Consider the following 18,604-nt stretch of genomic DNA (forward strand, 5'->3'; position numbering starts at 1 on the left):
AGGTAAGCGGTATGCCAAAAATCGTTTTTAGAGATACAGGTGAGACTATAGAAGGGGCTGAGGCTGTTAAGGAGTTTTTAGCACAGTATGGTGTAACTTATGAAAAATGGGGTGTTGACAGACTACCAGAGAACCTGAGAACTAACTATGATTTAACCCCTGAAGAACAGCAGCAGATAATAGATGCATACAGGGAAGAGCTTGAAAGACTGAAAAAAGAAAAGGGATACATAACTGAGGATATAGTTGTTCTTTCTGAGAAGACACCAAATCTGGATGATCTTATGGCAAAGTTTAAAAGGGAACACCACCACACAGATGATGAGGTCAGATTTGTTGTTGATGGAAGCGGTATATTTCCTGTTAAGATAGAGGGAAGAGTTGTTGAGATACATGTCGGACCAGGTGATCTTATAGTTGTTCCTGCAGGGGCGAGACACTGGTTTGAGCTTGATGAGAATAAGAAGATCAAATGTATAAGGGTTTTCAAAACACCAGCAGGATGGGAAGCTATATACAACGAGAATGAAAAGGCAACAATGAATGATTAGGAGGTGTAAATGGGTTTATTAGAAGGAAAAAAGGCGTTAATCCTCGGCGTTGCAAATAATAAAAGTATCGCTTACGGGATAGCAAAGAATTTCCATCAGGAAGGAGCTGAGCTTGGTTTTAACTATCTTAATGAGAAGATAGAGAAAAGGGTGAGACCTATAGCTGAGGAGTTTGGATCAGATCTCGTCGTGAAATGTGATGTATCATCTGATGATGATATAGATAATCTTGTAAAGGCTGTAAAGGAGAAATGGGGATCTGTTGATATTATCGTTCATTCCATAGCATATGCTAACAAAGAGTATCTTGAAGGCTACTACTACAGGGTGGATAGACAGTCTTTTTTACAGGCTATGGATATTAGCGTTTACTCGTTTACAGCTATAGCGAGGGAGTTTTTACCTATTATGAATGAGGGAGGTAGCCTTTTAACCCTCTCATACTATGGGGCAGAGAAGGTTGTATACAACTACAATGTTATGGGTGTTGCAAAGGCTGCTTTGGAAGCTTCTGTAAAGTATCTTGCGAGGGATCTTGGGGAACTGAAAAAGATAAGGGTTAACGCTATATCTGCTGGACCTATAAAAACACTTGCCGCATCAGGTATAGACCAGTTCAGTCATATACTCAAAACTGCTGAGGAAAGAGCACCTCTTAAAAAGTCTGTAACAATTGATGAGGTAGGAAAGGCGGCTCTATTCCTGTGTTCAGACTTGGGGACCGGTGTAACAGGAGAAATACTTTATGTTGATGCTGGATATCATATTATAGGGATGTAAACAGGAATATATTTTTATAAATCCTGTTTAAGAGGTAATGTAATGAAGGTTATTATAAATGGAGAAGAGAGAGAGTTTGATAGAGAGCTTACAATAAAAGAACTTGTAGAAAAGTTAGGTATAAAAGCACCTAATTATGCTGTTGCTGTAGGTATGGAGGTTATACCAAAAAGTGAGTACGACAGCTATAAGATAAAGGATGGAGATAAGGTAGAGATCGTTACATTTGTAGGTGGAGGTTAATATTGTCTCAGCTCAGGAAGGTTAGAGGTTTTCAGGATATATACGGGGAAAACGCAAAAAAATACAGGTATGTTGTAGATAAAGCAAGGGAAGTCTTTGAGAGATACAACTTTGAGGAGATAATACTCCCTTACGTTGAGGATGTCTCCCTATTTATAAGATCAGTTGGGGAAGAGACAGATATAGTCCAAAAGGAGATGTATGTTTTTGAGGATAGGGGAGGAAGAAAGGTAGCTCTCAGACCTGAGGGAACAGCATCTGCTGTGAGAGCGTATATTGAGGAAGGGCTTTACGCTAAAGGTGGATACCAGAAGCTTTTTTATGAAGGGGCTATGTTCAGGTATGAGAGACCTCAGGCAGGTAGATACAGACAGTTTCACCAGATAGGGGCAGAGATATTCGGTGTTGATACACCTTTAGCTGATGCTGAGCTTATAAAGATGGTAAAGGATATACTTGACAGTCTAAGAATAGATGTGAGACTTGAGATAAACAGTCTCGGTGATTTTGATAGCAGGAAACTTTATGTGGAGAAGCTCAAAGTTTTCCTTAAGGAAAGGGAGGAACTTCTGTGTGATGACTGCAGGAAAAGGATAGAGAGGAACCCATTAAGGGTTCTGGACTGTAAGGTTGAAGAATGTAAGAGAGCAACAGAAGATGCCCCTGTTATACTTGATTTCCTTTCAGAGAAAAGTGCTGAGAGGTTTGAAAAATTAAAGGAGTATCTTACAGGCCTAGGCATAGATTACAAAGTAAATCCAAGACTTGTTAGGGGTCTTGACTACTATACGGATACGGTTTTTGAGTTTATAACAGATAAGATAGGTGCTCAGGGAACTGTGGCTGCAGGAGGAAGATACGACACTCTTGTTAAACAGCTTGGAGGTCCTGACACACCTGCGCTTGGATTTGCAGCTGGAATAGAAAGACTGATGCTTTTACTTGAAGAACTTCCTGAAGAAAGGTCTGTTGTTGTTGTAATTCCCGTAATATCAGATTTTAATCTTGAAGCATTGAAAACAGCAGAAAAACTGAGAGAATCAGGTATAAAAACGGAGCTTGTCCTTAAGGAAGGAAGTCTTAAATCAAGAATGAAACTTGCAAACAAGATAAAAGGGAAATTTGTGATCTTTGTTTCTGAAAAACCTGAGCTGAAAGATATGGGGACAGGAGAACAGGAAGCATTTGATAATATAGATGATCTTATTGAGGTTCTGAAAGGTAGAGTATCTTACTGAGTGTTCTCTTTTTCCTGAATATATTTTGCATACTTCCTGTCAGTTTTCATGATGTGGGAAAATAGCCATGAGAAGGCAAATGCTATAATCTCCCTTAAGGCTTTTTCATCTCCCTGCATATACCTTTCCTTTTCTTCTGCGTACAGTTTTTTGAACATCTCGTGTGTTTTTTTATGGTTGTCAAGTTCAGGGAATCCTATCTCCTCCATAAATTTCTCTTCAAAATCAAGATGATAGGCAAGATACTCCTCAAGTTCCTTTAAAAACTCTTCTACTGCTTCTCTTTTATGTCCCTCTTCAAGTTCAGTATAGAAATTATTAAGCATATCAACAAGTTTTTTATGCTGTTTGTCTATCTCTGGGATACCGAGTTCAAGCTCCTTATTCCACTCAATCAGAATCATATTCACACCTCATATAGAGTTATAATATTAATTATCGTGTTATAACTAAAATTATTGATACTGAAAATTAAAGTCAATAATTTGTAGTAATTACTTTCATCAGGAGGAGTTCAACTGTTTAAATTTGAGCTTATAAAGAAGGATGGAGATGCAAGACTTGGAAGGATTTTTACTTCACATGGTGAGATAGAAACACCTGTTTTCATGCCTGTTGGAACACAGGGAACTGTTAAAGCCGTAACGAAGGATCAGCTTTTATCAACAAAACCCCAGATAATACTTGGAAATACTTACCATCTTTATCTGAGACCTGGAGTTGATGTTTTAAAACATTTCGGTGGACTTCACAGATTTATGAACTGGGATCTTCCCATCCTTACTGACAGTGGTGGGTTTCAGGTTTTCTCACTTGCTAAGGAGAAGAACGTTCAGGGAAAACATAAAACTGAGGTTATACTGACTGAAGAAGGTGTAAAGTTCAGATCACATCTTGACGGATCATGGCATTTTTTCACACCTGAGCTTGTGATCCAGATACAGGAGATAATAGGAAGTGATATAATCATGCCCCTTGATGTATGTCCCCCATATCCTGTAAGCCATACAACAGCAAGGGATGCTGTTGAAAAAACTATCAGATGGCTTGAAAGATCAAAGAAGGCAAAAAAAGATAACGGTCAGGCCCTTTTTGGTATTGTTCAGGGATCAACATACCCTGATCTCAGAAGGGAGAGTGCATTAAAGACTGTAGAGATGGAAATGGATGGTTACTCTATAGGAGGTCTTTCTGTAGGTGAGCCTGCTGAGTTTATGTATGAGATGACACAGATAGTTGTTGAGATACTTCCAGAGAACAGACCGAGATACCTTATGGGTGTTGGAACACCTGAAAATATTGTGGAGAGTGTTGATAAAGGTGTTGATATGTTTGATTGTGTTATGCCTACAAGGAATGCAAGGAATGGAACACTTTTTACTCACTACGGAAGGTTGAATATAAAGGCTGCAAAACACAGGCTGAGTGATGATCCTGTTGATCCTGAATGTGACTGTTATACATGCAGAAATTTCAGTAGAGGTTATCTGAGACATCTTTACAACGCTGAAGAGATAACAGGTATGATACTTGGGACTATTCATAACCTTAGATACTACAGTTTACTTATGGAGAAGATAAGAGATTCTATAAGGAAAGGAAGGTTTAAACAGTTTAAAAAGGAGTTTTATGATAAACAGAGTGTAGTTAAATAAAAATCACTGGACTATATTAAAAAGAAAAAAGGTAAGGAATATGTTGAGACTGTTTAGGAAGAAGAGATCTGACGTAAAGGTCGTTTACAGATATCCAAATGAGAAGGTTGCCATATTTATAGATGGTGGAAATATGTTCCACGCCTGTAACTATATGCAGATAAAGATTAACTACAAAAAGCTGATTGATATTCTCAGGAAAGATAGATGGCTTTTGAGAGCTTATTTTTACACAGGAATTCCTTCTGGTGACCTTCCGAGGGATGTAAGAGAGCAGCTAAGAAAACAGCAGGGATTTTTAAATGAGCTCCAGAATTTAGGGATAAAAGTAAAGACGATGCCTTTGAAGAAAACGCCTGAAGGGTATATAGAGAAAGGTATAGATATACTTCTTGCTACAGATATGGTAAGCCTTGCCTTCAGAAATGCTTATGATACAGCTATACTTGTAAGTGGGGACAGTGATTATGTTCCTGTTGTTAAGGAGATACAGGAGCTTGGTAAAAGGGTTGAGAATGCCTCGTTCAAAAGAACAAGCTCCTATGAGCTTAGAAAGGTCTGTGATGAGTTTATACTTTTAGATAATATAAAACACAGATTTACAACACCACTTTATCCTGAGAAGATAGAAAAACCACCTGAGGTAAGATTTATAGACAGGATAAAAGAGTTTTTCTCTAAAATAATTAAAAAGGAAAAAGGAAGGAAGAGATGAGAAAGGTAGGATATATTTACGATCCCGTTTATCTAAAACATGACACAGGTGAGGGTCATCCTGAAAGACCTGAAAGAGTCTCAACTATTGACAGTTATATAGATGAGATAAAGAAAGATCTTGTTGAGATAAAGCCGAGAAGGGCATCAGCTAAGGAGATAACACTGGTACACGACACATACTATCCTCAGGAGATAATGGATCTCTGTTCAGCAGGTGGGACGTATCTTGATCCTGATACGAGATGTTCTATATTCTCCTACGAGGCTGCTGTTTACGCTGTTGGTGCAGGACTTGAGGCTGTTGACAGTATAATGGAAGGTAAGGTTGAGAGGGTTTTTGCGAATGTGAGACCACCGGGACATCATGCTGAATTTTCAAAGGCTATGGGTTTCTGCATATTTAACAATGTGGCAATTACAGCAAGATACGCCCAGAAAAAAGGTTATGAGAAGATATTTATTATAGATTTTGATGCACACCACGGAAATGGAACACAGAAGGCTTTTTATGATGATGATACAGTTTTTTACTTTTCCACACACCAGTATCCTTTTTATCCCGGGACAGGCTCAGCAGAGGAGAAAGGTGTAGGGAAGGGTTTAGGTTTCACATACAATGTTCCCCTTCCTGCAGGAACAGGTGATGAAACATACGAGGATATATACTCCATGATGCTTCCAGATCTTGTTTACCATTTCAGGCCTGATATGGTTCTTGTGTCTGCAGGTTATGACCTTCATATAGATGATCCTCTCACACATCTTGAGGTAACAACTGAAGGTATAGGGAAGATCGTAGAGAATATACTGAAAACATCAGATAGCCCCTTTATATTTATGCTTGAAGGAGGTTACAATCTTCAGGCTCTTGGTAAGAGTGCATTAATCACAGTTAAGAAGATGTTAACTGTATGAAAAGGATAGATGATCTTTTTGAAGATATCTTTCATAGAGGAAGTTCTGAGAAAGTTTCCCATCTGACAAACAACTCAAAAAAGGTTAAAAAAGGGTCTGTTTTCTTTGCTATAAAGGGAACAAAGATAGATGGACATCAGTTTATTGAGGATGCCATAAGAAATGGAGCCTCTGCTGTTGTCTTATCTGACAGGAAAAAGGCAGAGTACTACAGTAAGAAGTATCCTGATGTCACATTTGTTATATCGGATAATATAAGGAAAACTCAGGCAGAGGTATCAAACAGGTTTTATGATCATCCATCAGAAAAGCTGAAGGTTATTGGTGTTACAGGAACGAATGGTAAGACAACAGTAACAAACCTGCTTCTACAGTACCTTGAGCTTGCAGGTAAAAATACAGGAATTATAGGAACTATACATTACAAGTACAGGGAAAAGATATTTGCATCAGGGAGGACAACACCTGACTCTATTGAGTGGTTTTACCTTTTGAGTGAGATGAGAGACAGGGGAGCAGATTATGTTGTTGCTGAAGTTTCCTCACACGCTGTAGATCAGTACAGGGTTTACGGAACTGTATTTCACGGCGGTATATTTACAAATCTTACACAGGATCATCTTGACTACCACAGAGATATGGAAAATTACTTCCAGACAAAGAAGAGTTTTTTTGATTATATTAAAATGACAAACCCTGAAGGGGTTATATCAACAAATATTGATGATCATTACGGAAGGAGGATCTATCAGGATTTCAAAAGCTGTATGAACACTATAAGCTATGGAAGGGATAAGAATGCCCAGTTCAGAGTTTCAGATTTTGTTGTTGATATGAAAGGTGTCTCATTCTGCTATGAGTATAACGGAATAAAAAGAAGGGTAAAATCAGATCTAAAAGGGGAGTTCAATATATACAATATAGCGGCGGCGTTCTCCTACCTTCTCAGATCGGGATTTGATATTGATTTTTTACATCACGCCACTGAGAAGCTGAAGCCTATAAGGGGCAGATTTGAGACTGTAGAGAAAGATTTTCTCGTTGTTAATGATTATGCACACACACCTGACGCTATAGAAAAGATACTTATGAGCCTAAACCAGATAAAAAAGAACAGGATAATCATAGTTTTTGGAGCAGGTGGAGACAGGGATAGAGGTAAAAGACCTTTGATGGGTAAGATAGCTGAGGAGCTTGCAGATATAATAATCCTTACATCTGACAACCCAAGATCTGAAGATCCTTCAAGGATAATAGAGGATATAAAATCAGGTATGAAGATGGAAAAGGAGATTTACGAGATAATAGACAGGGAAGAGGCTATAAAAAAGGCTATTGAGATAGCAAGGAAGGATGATATAGTTCTTATAGCAGGAAAAGGACATGAGACATACCAGATAATAGGGGATAAAACCTATTACTTTGATGATCTTGATGTTGCCAAGAAATATCTTGGATTCAGAGATGGTTAACTGAACATCTTCTCTGCAGGTCCAGGTTTTGAGAAGTAATATCCCTGTCCATACTCAAATCCTAACTCTAAAAGCTTTAAGTATATCTCCTTATTTTCAACAAACTCAGCTATAGCTATTTTGTTTGTATCCTTACAGTAATTAACCAGGTTTTTCACTATCTTACAGTACTGATCTTTTTTGGGAATGTTCTTTATTACAGATCCATCTATTTTTAGATATTTTGATTTTATCTCTGTAAGGTAGTAAAAGTTTATGTATCCTCTACCAAAATCATCAAGGGCGATCTCGTACCCTTTTCTGCTCAGCTTTTCTATGTTCTCTTTTAAAGATTCGTAATCTGTTATATCTTCTGTTTCAATAACTTCAAGCTTTATCCTTTTTACGTATATATCATCTATCTCCATAAGTATGTTAAGTATACTCTCATTTAAAAAGTCTGTCGGGGCCAGATTTATACTTATATTTACAAGTGGGTACCTTTCCAATGTTTTTAGGTTGTACTCTATAACATTTTTTGTAAATTTTGAGTATAGGAATGTTCCTTTTATCTGGTCTATATATTTTGCTGGTGGTAGTATTTTATCTTTATGAACTATCCTTGCCAGGGCTTCGTAGTAGATAGGCTCCTTTGACTTCAGATTAACAACTGGCTGGTAGTGGCAGATAACCTGACCGTTCTCAATGATCTCTTTAAGCTGTGATAGGGAGATATCGCTGTCATCTTTTGCCTCCGTAAATATCTCAATCCTGTTTCTTCCCTCCCTTTTTGCTTTATATAGAGCTGTGTCAGCCTTTTTAATAGCATCTGTAAGATTTCTTGATTTATCCGTATCCATGTTGATACCTATTGATACTGTTATCCTTATACCGCTGAACTCGGTATTCTCAATTGTGTCCATCAGTCTTTCTGCCACTTTCAGACTGTCCTTTTTCTGTTTTCTGTAGTTTTTGAGAAGAACTAAGAACTCCTCACCACCATACCGGATGATAATATCATCTCTTCTAAGGTTCTGTTTTATAAGTTCAGCGAACTTAGAAAGTACTCTATCACCAATCTCATGACCGTAGGTATCATTTATTCTCTTAAAGTGATCTATATCAACGAGCATGACTATGTAGTCTTTAAGATCAATAACATCTGTTATCTCCTCGAGGTAGTTCCTGTTGAACACACCTGTCAGACTGTCTGTGTAGGCTCTCTGCTTCAGGATGAAGCTTTTTATAAAATAGTAGAATATAAAAAATAGTGTTATAACTGTAAATGTTGCAAGACCAAGGACTCCCGCTTTTATACTTCCAACAAGATCTTCTATCTCCTTTAATGCTTTAAGTGAAAAATCTATAATTACAGTTCCTGTAACCTTTCCTTCCTTTATTACAGGTTCAAAGTATGTTATACCGATAGTATTAATGTCCTTATGTATAACGTACTGTGGTTTTTTGTTTTTATAAACAAAATCAAGTATGTTCTTTTCCTCCTTCAGGGGGATGAAAAGAAAGTTAAAAACGTCCTCTTCTGTAGATACATCAACTATATATCTGTACTTCCCATTGTCATCTTTATATACGATAAATATATGTTTTAGCTTATCTGTTATGAATAACTGTAGCTTTTCTCTGATCTTCTTTCTGAAGGAGGCATCTTTTAGCATAGATTCAATAAATCCATCATGATCTGTATTTTCCTTAATAAGTCTCCTGACTGAGTATATAACGTTCTCAACGGAATATTTAATTATTCTGTTTTCTATCTTACGCTGTAAAATAGGAAGGGTGAAGTATATGTAACTGTACACAGCGAGAGATATAAGTAAAAATGTTGCCAAGAAAATGATATTTTTCTTCCTGCCTGCTAACATCTTAACCACTTAATATGTATTTTTTACTGTCAATGAAGTAGTCATAGTCTTCAGGAAGATGGATTTTCAGGGAATTTATCACCTCTTTGAAAATGATAAGCATTGGCCTTCCATTCCTCCAGGAAAAAACCCCGAAGCAGTTCTTACAGTATTTTAGAGATTTAAAATCAAGAGAGAATACAGGTTTATTTATCTTTAAAGGCCTTCTCAGGTTTTTTACAAATACAAAGTCTGCATCTTTAATTGATAATGTTACTTTTATATTTGTATACTTTTTGAAAACTTTTATCTCTTCCCTGTCAAGTCCGATAAAATAAACTTTTGGATTTTTTATCCTGGTCACATCCTTCACAAGTTTTGAAAGTATTTTAATCTCATACATTTTATATACTTCAAGATGCTCTGCGAGTGATGTATTAACGTATATCAATGCTAGAAAGATAAATAAAACTTTCTTCAAAATGCTTTCTCTACAGTTAATATTATTTTCCTGTCATAAACAGGAATAGTTCCTTTCTCTCCATATACATTCATGTATCCTACCTTTTCTGCTCTGTTTAAAAGGTTTTCACCTTTTATTTTTACATACCAGTCATAAGGAAATCTATATGAAAATGCAATATTCAGATCAAACCTTTCTGATATTTTTATCCCATAAGGTTCATAACTTCCTCTATATATAAGTTCGTTGTACATCTGGAATCTTTTATACTCGGTAAATAATTTCAGGTATCCACCTTCCTGAGGTGAAAATCTCTGTGGGATATCGTTATCTGTCAACCAGATGTTAAACTCTAACTTGTTGTAAAAATTTAAGTTGTGTATATACCTTATAGAGAAAACATTGAATCGTTCTGTTCCCTGCCTGTTAACGAGTCTTCCTGTTACAGGATCTGTTGTGAATCTTTTTTCAACATTACACCGTTTGTAATAGAATTTGAGAATGCTGTTTTTCCTGATGTACCTCATCTCAAGAGTTAATACGTTAACATCCATATCATCAAGGTAGTTGTCCTTTGCCAGTTCAAGGTTGTACATTGAAGGTATTATGTTGAAACGAGAAATAAATCCTTTTAAAACAAGTTTCTTACTTATGAATGAGACAAAACCTGCTCTGAGGTTGATTTTTTCATGATTTTTTAAGTGGGAGTATTTATGGATATCATATCTGATACCCCCGATAATGAGATTTCTATCTGTTATACTGTAGCTGTCTTCTATGTATCCTGATAGATTCCTGTAAAATTTCACATGAAAAAGATCTTTTTTATCTGTATAACCAGACTGATAGACAAGATTAAGATCATCTAGCTCTTGATTGTGGTATTTAAGAAACAGTCCGGTTAGAAGTTTATTCCTTTTTGTAGTAAATGTTTTTTCCAGTGTAAGGGAGTATTTGTGGAACTTTCTACTTTCCTTATAGTAAATTAAAGTATCGGATGGGATTACAGCAGGAGTAAAATCTATACCACCGTCCAGATAACTGTTGTCTTCCACATATTTTCTGCTATTAAAGTCGTAAGATACAAAAAGTTTTAATGATCTATCACTGAGCAGTTTTTGAGAAAATGCCAGGTATGCATCCTGGGATCTAATTTTTCCATAATCAGGAGCTGCATCAGAAGAAAAACCTGAAAGGATACCTCTTTTTACGTCAGAAAAGGAAAACTCAATTAAAGAGTTGTAGTATATGTATTTTATGAAAAGATGTGTTCTTTTCTGATCTCTATCTAATTTCTGGTTGTTAATCGTTGGAGATCCATAATTCATATTGGATCTGTTTAACATCAGGAGTAGAGAACTGTTTTCATTTAACTGTTCTGCTTTTAAAAAATTAACTGTAAAACTCTTTTTCGTGTCTAAAGAGAGTCTACCCTTTGTTATATTTTCCCTTTTTGGATCCTTGGTGTACATCTTGATTATCATCTGTGAAGGCTGGTTTGATACAGATATCGCACCAAGTGAGCAGTATATCTCTACATGGTCTATATTATCAAGGGGGTAGTCATCATAAATAAGAAACGGGCTTGAAGTATGAATTGAACTGACCTCATGGTCATCTATATAAAGTCTGTAAATAATCGGGATTGATGGGGCTGTTCCAGGTAATCCCATACTCTTTATACCAAATCTGTTAAGAAGGAAGTTTGTAAGTGGAAATGAACGGAGGATATCTCCTAAAGTGTAAGCCTGCATAATTTCAAGATCCTTCCTGGTGAATACGATAACATGTCCAAGACTCTCTTTCTTTGTTTTGTTTGAAAGATCTGCCTCCTCCTCATATTTTTTTAAGAGCGATCTCAGATCCTCACCATAGGAAAGAAGAGACAATGTCAGAATAGAAAATAATGTCATAAAAAACTTCTGCATCATATTAACCTTTAGCTAAAAATCCTGATTATTAAATTATCGTTCAGTAGACCATATTTCTTTAAAAGGGAGGCAGCAGAGAAAGCTGCCTAGGGGTCTGGGGGAAAGGGGGAGGTTATAAAAGTTCCTGTATAGCTGAATCTATTCTGCCTTCAAGCTCTTTTACAGCTTCAATAACCTGTTTGTGTTTACTGTTTTTTAGAAGTTCAGATGATTTGGTCCTTACTATGTAGGTGTAGTCGTCATCCTCATACTGGTATATGGATATAACCCATGGTGAGAGTACCATCGCGTTCGGATCAACTGTAAATATCTTGTACAGTGTGGTCATACTGGTTACGAGGAAGTTCTGTATGTAGGAGATATTCAGCTTGTCAAAGTCCGGAAATATCTTGATGTTGTTTGATAGGGGTGCAGTAGGGTTTGTTGTATCAACAAGGGTTATCTGCTGAGCCTCCAGGTTGGCTTTCAACAGCTGAATAACCTCATCAGCATCCATCTCAACCCTGTAGATAACAAGCCCGTCTCCAGACGAGCTTTTTACTACTTCTGCACTGGCATAAAGCTGTAGAGCGATCAACGCACCTATCACAACTGAAAAAAATCTTTTTATATTCATAACATCCTCCTACTTAGTATATAAACTGGAATCCTAAACCTACATATGAGAAATCTTTACTTTTATTTTTACCCCATACATAGTGGAGGTTTAACTTTAGCTTGTTTTTGTTGATAAGGTAGTTAATACCAACATCGTAAACCTCTTTATCAGAAGCTACACCGAGTGTGTTTGTATCAGCATCTTCCTTTGATGCCATTATTGATGGCTGTATTATCTGGCCGTTTTCAAGTTTTATGTTGTAACCGAGCTTAACAGACCAGATCGTGTCTGTGGAGTCCTGATTTCCCTTTTCTCTGTAGAGCCAGTCGTACTCAGCATTAAAATCAACAGGTCCGTAGTTTGATAGAATATCAACAGCGTATATACCGTTCTTGTCAAATATATCTGTTTTACCCTGGTATGTGTAGTTAAGACCTATTGTTGTTCCATTTCTTTTGCCGTAATATGTTTGTGTGTAGCCCATTTTGTATTTCTTCATCTCTGGGTCACCGATGGTAAATGCTACTCTTACAGCGTACATCGGTGACCATTTTTCACCATCACCAACTGTAGGCTGTTTTGATCCTGTTCCGTTACCTACGATCTTCTGATGGTTAGTATCAAATATACCCACGTTGTAGTTTACGCTCCATCCCTTTCCAAGTTTTAATCCGCCGATATTTATACCTGTTTCCCTTCCAGGTCCTCTACCTACTATATGCTTTCTGAAATCAAAGTTTGGCAGTGATTTCTGGAATGATATAACCTTGAAAGCTGTTGTTATACTTTCCTTTCCTACCTGAGGTCTGAAGTATCCTATTGAGATATTTGCCCATTCCTTATCAAGATGCCATGTCCATATTGCATCCCATATGTAAAACTCTCTGTTTTCCGTTCCATTATCTCCCTTTCCTGCGGTTGTATTAGGTGTTCCTGTTCCTGCTGTGTACTCATTTTTACCAAGATTGTCGTAAGCAAACCATACCTTGAAAGTTATGTCTTTTCTTATGTGTCCCTTTACACCAAGTCTTCCCCTTCTGATGTAGATATCGTTCCTTGCATCCATATTTGGATTTACAGCATCATTTTCCATAGTGTAAATACTCCAAACCTGTACCATCTGGAATATCTCAAGATCTTTTCCATCTCCAAAGTAAAACTTTGGTGCTGCTGATGCTGTGTTCATAATGAGTGCTGATGAAGCTAAACCAGCGATTGCTAAAGATAACCTTTTCATATCTCTACCTCCTTATTTTGATGTTATCTCATCAATGATTTTTTTTAGCTGGATATCATGTTTTCTAAGTAACTCAACAGCTTTACTGTCAGGATTCCCCATGTACTTAACGGCAAGGGAAGGTTTTACCATGCCTATTACAAGATCTCCTTCCTTATTCCTGTAAGTGTATATTCTGTATGGGCAGAAGCCGACAAGCTGTGGGTTGTGTCTCAGAATAAAGTAACCGTCTGAAAGTTTGCATACCATGTATATATGCATATCTTCCCAGAAATCTGTCCTTCCCTGTTCTTTCATTCCTTCTGATACATGGGCAACCTTTATTATCTTGAAGTTCTCCTCCTCAAGTGCTGACCTGATCATAAGATCAGCCTCTTCAAAGCTTATAGACACGGATCTTTCGTATATATCAGGTATCTCCGGGTATCTTTTTTCCTCATAGTAATCATCGTCCCATGGATCTCCAGACTCCCAGGATATCTGGGCTGTGCAGGAGATACCTGAGATCGTAACTATAAGAAAGAAAAATCTTAAAAACTGTCTCAACAGATTCCTCCTTCCTTTGGACAGCCACATCTGAAATCAAGGACTTTAACATTTGATTCAGTTGGAGGATTGATATTCTTATGTCTCTTTATATACTCGATAACTATATCGTAAACAGGTCTGTGGTCTGGTCTCACATTTTTTCCGGCTCTGTAAAGATTTCCACCCCATGCTGATATAACGTATGATCTTTTTGGATCAAGGTCTTTTCCGTTAACCTTTATATTTCTCAGTCTTTTTCCTGCTGGGGCATCTATCTTTATCTCATACTCAACACCTAAAAGCCTGCTCATATCTCCACCCTGCTGGTAGAGAGGGTTCTTGTTGAATGCGTTATCTGCAACATCCTCAAGGATCAGTTTTAATTTCTCTCCTGTCATCTCAAATGTGTAAACATCCGGATATGTTATGGCTGTCATCTCGTAAACATGATCAACTGTTATATCTTCTCCAGGGAGAACTGTTGTTCCCCATCTGTATCCTGGGGTAAATACTATCTCAGCATCCGTTTCTTCCCTAATTGCCTCACATATAACCCTGTCAAATGTTGAGTAGAATGTATCTCTCTTGTAAAGGAGCTGCTGTGCAACGCCAATCTTCTCGTTAAGCTTTTTCTCGTAAGGTTTGTAAATATCGGAAACGAGTTTTTCAACTTCAGGATCAGGTTTTATAAAGTTTGAGGCTATAGGGATGAGCTTGTAGTTCCATCTCTTTATCTTTTTATTTTTCACCTCAAGATCAAGTCTTCCCAGATACTTCCCGTGACTTCCTGCTATAACTATCATTGTGTTATTCACAAATATAGGTTTTGGGGCTGGATCGTGTGTGTGTCCGCTGAAGATTATATCTATCCCGTTTACCATTTTCGCCAGTGCCTGATCAAGGGAAAAGCCGTCGTGTGATAGGAGAACAACGAGATCCACCTTTTTATCGTTTCTAAGCTCGTCAACAAATCCCTGAAGTCTCTCAGGCTGTATACCAAAAGTCCATCCTTCAGTAAACTGTTTCGGGTTTGCTATAGGTGTGTAAGGAAAGGCATTTCCTATTATGCCTATCTTTACGCCGCCAACCTCTTTTATTGTGTATGGCTGAAAAACCAGCTCTTCCCACATCTCGTCAGCTATATTCTGGGCTATAAACTCCGCTTTAAGATGATTTTCAACAAGTTCAAGAACCCTATCTTTCCCGTAAGTAAACTCCCAGTGTCCGACCATAACATCTATTCCCAGGGCATTCTGGATATCAACAACAGCCTTACCTTTTGTAAAAAGTGCCACAGCTGTTCCCTGCCATGTATCACCTGAGTCCATAAAAAGAACCTTATCCCTTCCTCTTTCAGCTATTATCTGCTTTACAACTGTAGCCATATATGCTGCACCACCCATCTTACCAAACTTTGCTGCCAGTTCCGGGAAATCAATGTAGGTATCAAAGTATGCTCTGAGTGTGTCAGGTTTTACACCGTAGTAGTCCATATATGCTTTACCACAGAGAAATCCTGGCTTTCCTACAAGTGATGGGTGAGATATAAGTGTTGAAGGCTCTCTCCAGTAGAGAGGTTTAAGGTGTGCATGCATATCGCATATATGTAAAAGTGTGACATTTCCAACAGGTTTAAAACTGAGAAGGTCTTCTGGATCAATCCTGTTGAGCTGGGCAAGGGCATTACCACCTGTAAGTGAGATTCCAGCTATCGCTGCAAGCTCAAGAAAGTCTCTTCTTGTGAGATTCATAACAGCCTCCTATCTTCTTAATCCTGGGGTTTTAAGTTCTGCACCATTTGACAGTGATTTTACGTATAGTTCAAGTGCAACCATCTCCTTTGATCCCAGCGGTAACTTTTTCTGTCCAGCCTGTTTCTGACATCCCTGAAATCTCTGCTGGAGCGTCTGAACCTTGTTCTTTGTCATCCTGAAGGCTGGCCAGTGATCTGCTGCAGTTGTCCCTTTTATTCCGTTATACTCAAAACCAAGAGGTTTAAGCCACTGCATTCTCAGAACCTTTCCTGCTGCAAACTCGTGACATACCTGACAGGAGAGATTTCTCTTTCCTCTTTTCAATGTGAATACATATCTTCCGTAATCGTAGTACTCCTTTGCAACAGGTGATGTTGTATCAACATTTATCTTTGTTCCCTGAGCAAGGTAGTATAGGTATGTTGTCAGTGCTGTGTTTTCTTTACTTTTAAGTGAGAAAGGTTTAACTTCCTGATATTTGCTCTGGCATATCTGTATTCTCTGTTCAAGGTTTATTATCATCCCTGCATCTTTATCAAATTTTGGGTAGTAAGCTGCCGCTGTTGCTACCCTTTCCTCTACCTCGCCATCCTTAACATGGCATGATGCACAGGAGAGATTTTTAGGACCCATAGGTTTCTCAAAAAGTCCTCCACCTTCCTCTTCAGCAAACACCTCACCGGGATTAATCCCTTCCTGATAAAGTGCCCAGTCCTCTTCAGATATAGCCTCTCCCGGTTCTTTGGAGATAGCCTGATTAAAAAGAAGGGCTGACCCTACAAGGAGAGCCCCTAATATTACAGACTTTTTCATCTTTTCTCCTCCTGTTTAATGTGGTTTGATTTTTACGACTTTCTCTGTAACTTCTCCCTTGTTGTCCTTCCATATGATCTTTAATGGAGCCTTCTTATCAACCTTCAGATTGAAAGAGAAGTAAGGGTTTGCACTTACAGATGCGTTTACATCCAGGGATGTAACAAGTTCATCCCCGTAATAAACCTCAACTCTGTTTATGTAGTGAGGTGGAATTATCTTTCCTGTTTTCTTATCCTTCACAAGTCCTGTATGCATAGGATGCATGATAACTGAGTCTACCCTTACTATATCTCCCATCTTGTATCTTCTTGGTTTTACCTTTATTAAAGCTGTTCTTCCCATTTTTTAATCCTCCTTTAAGTTTTTAATTAACCACATCCACCGATTGTTACTTTAACCGGCTTTTTAGCCATTATGAAAGAACCGTCTGACATCTCGGCTACAGCATAAACATTCATCGTTTTTGCAAGTCTAATTCTTGTAGCAAAGTAAGGTTTGCCGTTTGCAGGTGTAAGATGAATTGATACCGACCATGGATCAAAGTTTTTCTCAGCAAGTATATGGATTGCTTTTACATTCTCTATACTGTCCTTTACCTCAACCTTAACAGGAACAACAGCACCGTTTTCTGCTATTGATGGTGCTATCAGTTTTACCTTTTCAGATTCTACAGGTGTTTTCCCTTTTGTTATCTCCTTGAGAGCGTCTTCAAATGATCTTTTCTTTGGGTCTGCGTATGCACGGTGAGAATCTGAAAAAACCACAGGTGATGCAGCAACTGCAACACCGGAAACAGCTACCATCTTTAAAAAGTTTCTTCTATTCATCTCTTCCTCCTTTTATTTCATAAAGTATTCTGTTAAAGTTTTTTCCCTGTAATGTCCCTCATAAAAGTACCTGAGTATCTCTAAGAACTCTTTCTCATTCCATGCACCAAACAGCGAGTAGACCTTTTTCCCATCAGGCTGTATAAAATGGAAGGTCGGTGTTCCCATATATCCGTAAATCTTTCTTACGTTAAGACCTTCCTCTGAGTTTTTTTCAACTTTTACAGGAACAAAGAATCTCTCTAATACCTCTTCAACCTTTCTGTTCTTAAATGTTGTAGCTTCCATCTTTCTACAGTACTGACAGTGATCTGAATGGATGTATATGATCATCATCTTCCCTGTTTTTTTCATCTCATTGATACCTTCCTGATAGTCAAGCCATCTTATTGAAGCCATAGAGCTTCCTATCAGGATAAGCAAAAAACCTGTTGCAATAAGAAGTAATGTGGTTAGATCTCTCACCTTTTACTCCAGAGAAAGTAAAAATGCTGCCAGTGCACATACCTGATCGTAGTTAAGTTTTCCTGTTGTCAGATTTACAGTCATAGTGTTGAAGAATGGGTGATCTTTAAACTCAGAAGGTATCTGAACTCTGTAGTCAGCGATCCTCTGGTACAGCCAGTCAATACTCTTTTTACTACCGTCTATATATTCTGCTTTCATAAGTGTTGTTCTGTAATGGTCAAGATCAGGACCTATATTTCCACATCCAACAGATCCTGGAGCACAGTGACATGCAACGCAGTTTGCGGTTTTCTTATCGTTAAAAATCTTTTTTCCTTCAGGTGCCTTTTTCGCTACAAATTTAGGATCATTCAGTTTGCAGTTCTCCGGTACTGCGTAGAGTCTTGGTCCAGGAGGTATATCTTTAAGCATTATCTGCTTTGCATCCGGATGTTCAAACTGTATGCTTCCTCCATAGGAATCCGTAGTAAAAATCACAAAACCTGAGACGGCCAAGAGCGAGGATAATAAACCTTTTACTTTCATTTCAAACCTCCTTCCGATTTTAACCTTCTTTAAGCAAATAGCATG

The 18,604-nt window shown here is 37.8% G+C and carries 21 protein-coding genes; 8 read left to right on the forward strand and 13 right to left on the reverse strand.

Annotation, left to right across the window (positions count from 1 at the left end):
* The first annotated feature begins 11 nt into the window (after positions 1 to 11).
* From PERMA_RS09305 to hisS, 4 genes are read left to right on the forward strand one after another with little or no spacing between them, the layout of a single operon-like run.
* Positions 12 to 551, forward strand: coding sequence for a 1,2-dihydroxy-3-keto-5-methylthiopentene dioxygenase (locus tag PERMA_RS09305; RefSeq protein WP_015898891.1), 540 nt, complete (start codon positions 12 to 14; stop codon positions 549 to 551).
* Positions 552 to 560: 9 nt separating this feature from the next.
* Positions 561 to 1,331 carry an enoyl-ACP reductase FabI gene (locus PERMA_RS09310; protein WP_012675851.1) on the forward strand — a complete coding sequence of 257 codons (771 nt, stop codon included), beginning with the start codon at positions 561 to 563 and terminating at the stop codon, positions 1,329 to 1,331.
* Positions 1,332 to 1,373: 42 nt separating this feature from the next.
* On the forward strand, positions 1,374 to 1,574 hold the full coding sequence (thiS, locus tag PERMA_RS09315) for a sulfur carrier protein ThiS (RefSeq protein WP_012675221.1): 201 nt from the start codon (positions 1,374 to 1,376) through the stop codon (positions 1,572 to 1,574).
* A 2-nt stretch (positions 1,575 to 1,576) separates the two neighbouring features.
* Positions 1,577 to 2,812: a histidine--tRNA ligase gene (hisS, locus tag PERMA_RS09320; protein WP_012675929.1), complete on the forward strand. Its 1,236-nt coding sequence runs from the start codon at positions 1,577 to 1,579 to the stop codon at positions 2,810 to 2,812.
* Here the strand turns inward: hisS and PERMA_RS09325 are convergent.
* The gene (locus PERMA_RS09325) at positions 2,806 to 3,216 is read right to left on the reverse strand and encodes a bacteriohemerythrin (protein WP_012676615.1); all 411 of its coding nucleotides are present in this window, start codon (positions 3,214 to 3,216) and stop codon (positions 2,806 to 2,808) included. The genes hisS and PERMA_RS09325 overlap by 7 nt on opposite strands.
* Positions 3,217 to 3,330: 114 nt before the next feature.
* On the opposite strand from PERMA_RS09325, the gene tgt reads away from it, so the two are divergent.
* Genes tgt through PERMA_RS09345 form a run of 4 tightly spaced genes read left to right on the forward strand, consistent with a single transcriptional unit; the run spans position 3,331 to position 7,571 of the window.
* On the forward strand, positions 3,331 to 4,467 hold the full coding sequence (gene tgt / locus PERMA_RS09330) for a tRNA guanosine(34) transglycosylase Tgt (RefSeq protein ID WP_041530941.1): 1,137 nt from the start codon (positions 3,331 to 3,333) through the stop codon (positions 4,465 to 4,467).
* A 40-nt stretch (positions 4,468 to 4,507) separates the two neighbouring features.
* A complete protein-coding gene (locus PERMA_RS09335; protein WP_012676114.1) occupies positions 4,508 to 5,182 on the forward strand; it encodes a LabA-like NYN domain-containing protein in 675 nt (224 codons plus the stop codon).
* Positions 5,179 to 6,099 (forward strand): histone deacetylase family protein, encoded by a 921-nt coding sequence (locus PERMA_RS09340; RefSeq protein WP_012675453.1) that lies wholly within the window; start codon positions 5,179 to 5,181, stop codon positions 6,097 to 6,099. Before PERMA_RS09335 ends, PERMA_RS09340 begins: the two co-directional genes overlap by 4 nt.
* Positions 6,096 to 7,571, forward strand: a complete 1,476-nt coding sequence (locus PERMA_RS09345) for a UDP-N-acetylmuramoyl-L-alanyl-D-glutamate--2,6-diaminopimelate ligase (protein WP_012675228.1) — start codon at positions 6,096 to 6,098, stop codon at positions 7,569 to 7,571. The genes PERMA_RS09340 and PERMA_RS09345 overlap by 4 nt, the downstream gene beginning before the upstream one ends.
* Here PERMA_RS09345 and PERMA_RS09350 read toward each other — a convergent pair.
* From PERMA_RS09350 to soxX, 12 genes are all read right to left on the reverse strand, one after another.
* On the reverse strand, positions 7,568 to 9,433 hold the full coding sequence (locus tag PERMA_RS09350) for an EAL domain-containing protein (protein WP_012676328.1): 1,866 nt from the start codon (positions 9,431 to 9,433) through the stop codon (positions 7,568 to 7,570). The two genes, PERMA_RS09345 and PERMA_RS09350, sit on opposite strands and share 4 nt — an antisense overlap.
* A 1-nt stretch (position 9,434) precedes the next feature.
* A complete protein-coding gene (locus PERMA_RS09355; RefSeq protein ID WP_041530943.1) occupies positions 9,435 to 9,893 on the reverse strand; it encodes a hypothetical protein in 459 nt (152 codons plus the stop codon).
* The gene (locus tag PERMA_RS09360; protein ID WP_187146665.1) at positions 9,890 to 11,806 is read right to left on the reverse strand and encodes a TonB-dependent receptor; all 1,917 of its coding nucleotides are present in this window, start codon (positions 11,804 to 11,806) and stop codon (positions 9,890 to 9,892) included. Before PERMA_RS09360 ends, PERMA_RS09355 begins: the two co-directional genes overlap by 4 nt.
* A gap of 112 nt (positions 11,807 to 11,918) precedes the next feature.
* A complete protein-coding gene (locus PERMA_RS09365) occupies positions 11,919 to 12,422 on the reverse strand; it encodes a hypothetical protein (protein ID WP_015898895.1) in 504 nt (167 codons plus the stop codon).
* 13 nt (positions 12,423 to 12,435) lie between these two features.
* Positions 12,436 to 13,641: a porin gene (locus tag PERMA_RS09370; RefSeq protein WP_012675683.1), complete on the reverse strand. Its 1,206-nt coding sequence runs from the start codon at positions 13,639 to 13,641 to the stop codon at positions 12,436 to 12,438.
* A 12-nt stretch (positions 13,642 to 13,653) separates the two neighbouring features.
* A complete protein-coding gene (locus tag PERMA_RS09375) occupies positions 13,654 to 14,187 on the reverse strand; it encodes a DUF302 domain-containing protein (RefSeq protein ID WP_012676303.1) in 534 nt (177 codons plus the stop codon).
* Entirely contained in the window at positions 14,184 to 15,920 is a 1,737-nt protein-coding gene (gene soxB / locus PERMA_RS09380; RefSeq protein ID WP_012676921.1) for a thiosulfohydrolase SoxB, read from the reverse strand. The genes PERMA_RS09375 and soxB overlap by 4 nt, the downstream gene beginning before the upstream one ends.
* Positions 15,921 to 15,929: 9 nt before the next feature.
* The gene (soxA, locus tag PERMA_RS09385) at positions 15,930 to 16,736 is read right to left on the reverse strand and encodes a sulfur oxidation c-type cytochrome SoxA (protein WP_012676441.1); all 807 of its coding nucleotides are present in this window, start codon (positions 16,734 to 16,736) and stop codon (positions 15,930 to 15,932) included.
* 15 nt (positions 16,737 to 16,751) lie between these two features.
* Positions 16,752 to 17,081 (reverse strand): thiosulfate oxidation carrier complex protein SoxZ, encoded by a 330-nt coding sequence (gene soxZ, locus PERMA_RS09390; RefSeq protein WP_015898940.1) that lies wholly within the window; start codon positions 17,079 to 17,081, stop codon positions 16,752 to 16,754.
* 26 nt (positions 17,082 to 17,107) lie between these two features.
* Positions 17,108 to 17,566 (reverse strand): thiosulfate oxidation carrier protein SoxY, encoded by a 459-nt coding sequence (soxY, locus tag PERMA_RS09395; RefSeq protein WP_012675707.1) that lies wholly within the window; start codon positions 17,564 to 17,566, stop codon positions 17,108 to 17,110.
* A 12-nt stretch (positions 17,567 to 17,578) separates the two neighbouring features.
* The gene (locus PERMA_RS09400; RefSeq protein ID WP_012676968.1) at positions 17,579 to 18,031 is read right to left on the reverse strand and encodes a thioredoxin family protein; all 453 of its coding nucleotides are present in this window, start codon (positions 18,029 to 18,031) and stop codon (positions 17,579 to 17,581) included.
* 3 nt (positions 18,032 to 18,034) lie between these two features.
* The gene (soxX, locus tag PERMA_RS09405; RefSeq protein WP_012675346.1) at positions 18,035 to 18,559 is read right to left on the reverse strand and encodes a sulfur oxidation c-type cytochrome SoxX; all 525 of its coding nucleotides are present in this window, start codon (positions 18,557 to 18,559) and stop codon (positions 18,035 to 18,037) included.
* Positions 18,560 to 18,604: the final 45 nt, after the last annotated feature.

It is taken from the genome of Persephonella marina EX-H1 (genome assembly GCF_000021565.1).
Taxonomy (GTDB): Bacteria; Aquificota; Aquificia; order Aquificales; family Hydrogenothermaceae; genus Persephonella; species Persephonella marina.

Bases quoted from the DNA above. Each gene is read 5' to 3' on its own strand.
- PERMA_RS09305 (WP_015898891.1), top strand. From the start codon at position 12: ATGCCAAAAATCGTTTTTAGAGATACAGGTGAGACTATAGAAGGGGCT.
- PERMA_RS09310 (WP_012675851.1), top strand. From the start codon at position 561: ATGGGTTTATTAGAAGGAAAAAAGGCGTTAATCCTCGGCGTTGCAAAT.
- thiS (WP_012675221.1), top strand. From the start codon at position 1,374: ATGAAGGTTATTATAAATGGAGAAGAGAGAGAGTTTGATAGAGAGCTT.
- PERMA_RS09325 (WP_012676615.1), bottom strand. From the start codon at position 3,216: ATGATTCTGATTGAGTGGAATAAGGAGCTTGAACTCGGTATCCCAGAG.
- PERMA_RS09335 (WP_012676114.1), top strand. From the start codon at position 4,508: ATGTTGAGACTGTTTAGGAAGAAGAGATCTGACGTAAAGGTCGTTTAC.
- PERMA_RS09340 (WP_012675453.1), top strand. From the start codon at position 5,179: ATGAGAAAGGTAGGATATATTTACGATCCCGTTTATCTAAAACATGAC.
- PERMA_RS09345 (WP_012675228.1), top strand. From the start codon at position 6,096: ATGAAAAGGATAGATGATCTTTTTGAAGATATCTTTCATAGAGGAAGT.
- PERMA_RS09350 (WP_012676328.1), bottom strand. From the start codon at position 9,433: ATGTTAGCAGGCAGGAAGAAAAATATCATTTTCTTGGCAACATTTTTA.
- PERMA_RS09360 (WP_187146665.1), bottom strand. From the start codon at position 11,806: ATGATGCAGAAGTTTTTTATGACATTATTTTCTATTCTGACATTGTCT.
- PERMA_RS09365 (WP_015898895.1), bottom strand. From the start codon at position 12,422: ATGAATATAAAAAGATTTTTTTCAGTTGTGATAGGTGCGTTGATCGCT.
- PERMA_RS09370 (WP_012675683.1), bottom strand. From the start codon at position 13,641: ATGAAAAGGTTATCTTTAGCAATCGCTGGTTTAGCTTCATCAGCACTC.
- soxB (WP_012676921.1), bottom strand. From the start codon at position 15,920: ATGAATCTCACAAGAAGAGACTTTCTTGAGCTTGCAGCGATAGCTGGA.
- soxA (WP_012676441.1), bottom strand. From the start codon at position 16,736: ATGAAAAAGTCTGTAATATTAGGGGCTCTCCTTGTAGGGTCAGCCCTT.
- soxZ (WP_015898940.1), bottom strand. From the start codon at position 17,081: ATGGGAAGAACAGCTTTAATAAAGGTAAAACCAAGAAGATACAAGATG.
- soxY (WP_012675707.1), bottom strand. From the start codon at position 17,566: ATGAATAGAAGAAACTTTTTAAAGATGGTAGCTGTTTCCGGTGTTGCA.
- soxX (WP_012675346.1), bottom strand. From the start codon at position 18,559: ATGAAAGTAAAAGGTTTATTATCCTCGCTCTTGGCCGTCTCAGGTTTT.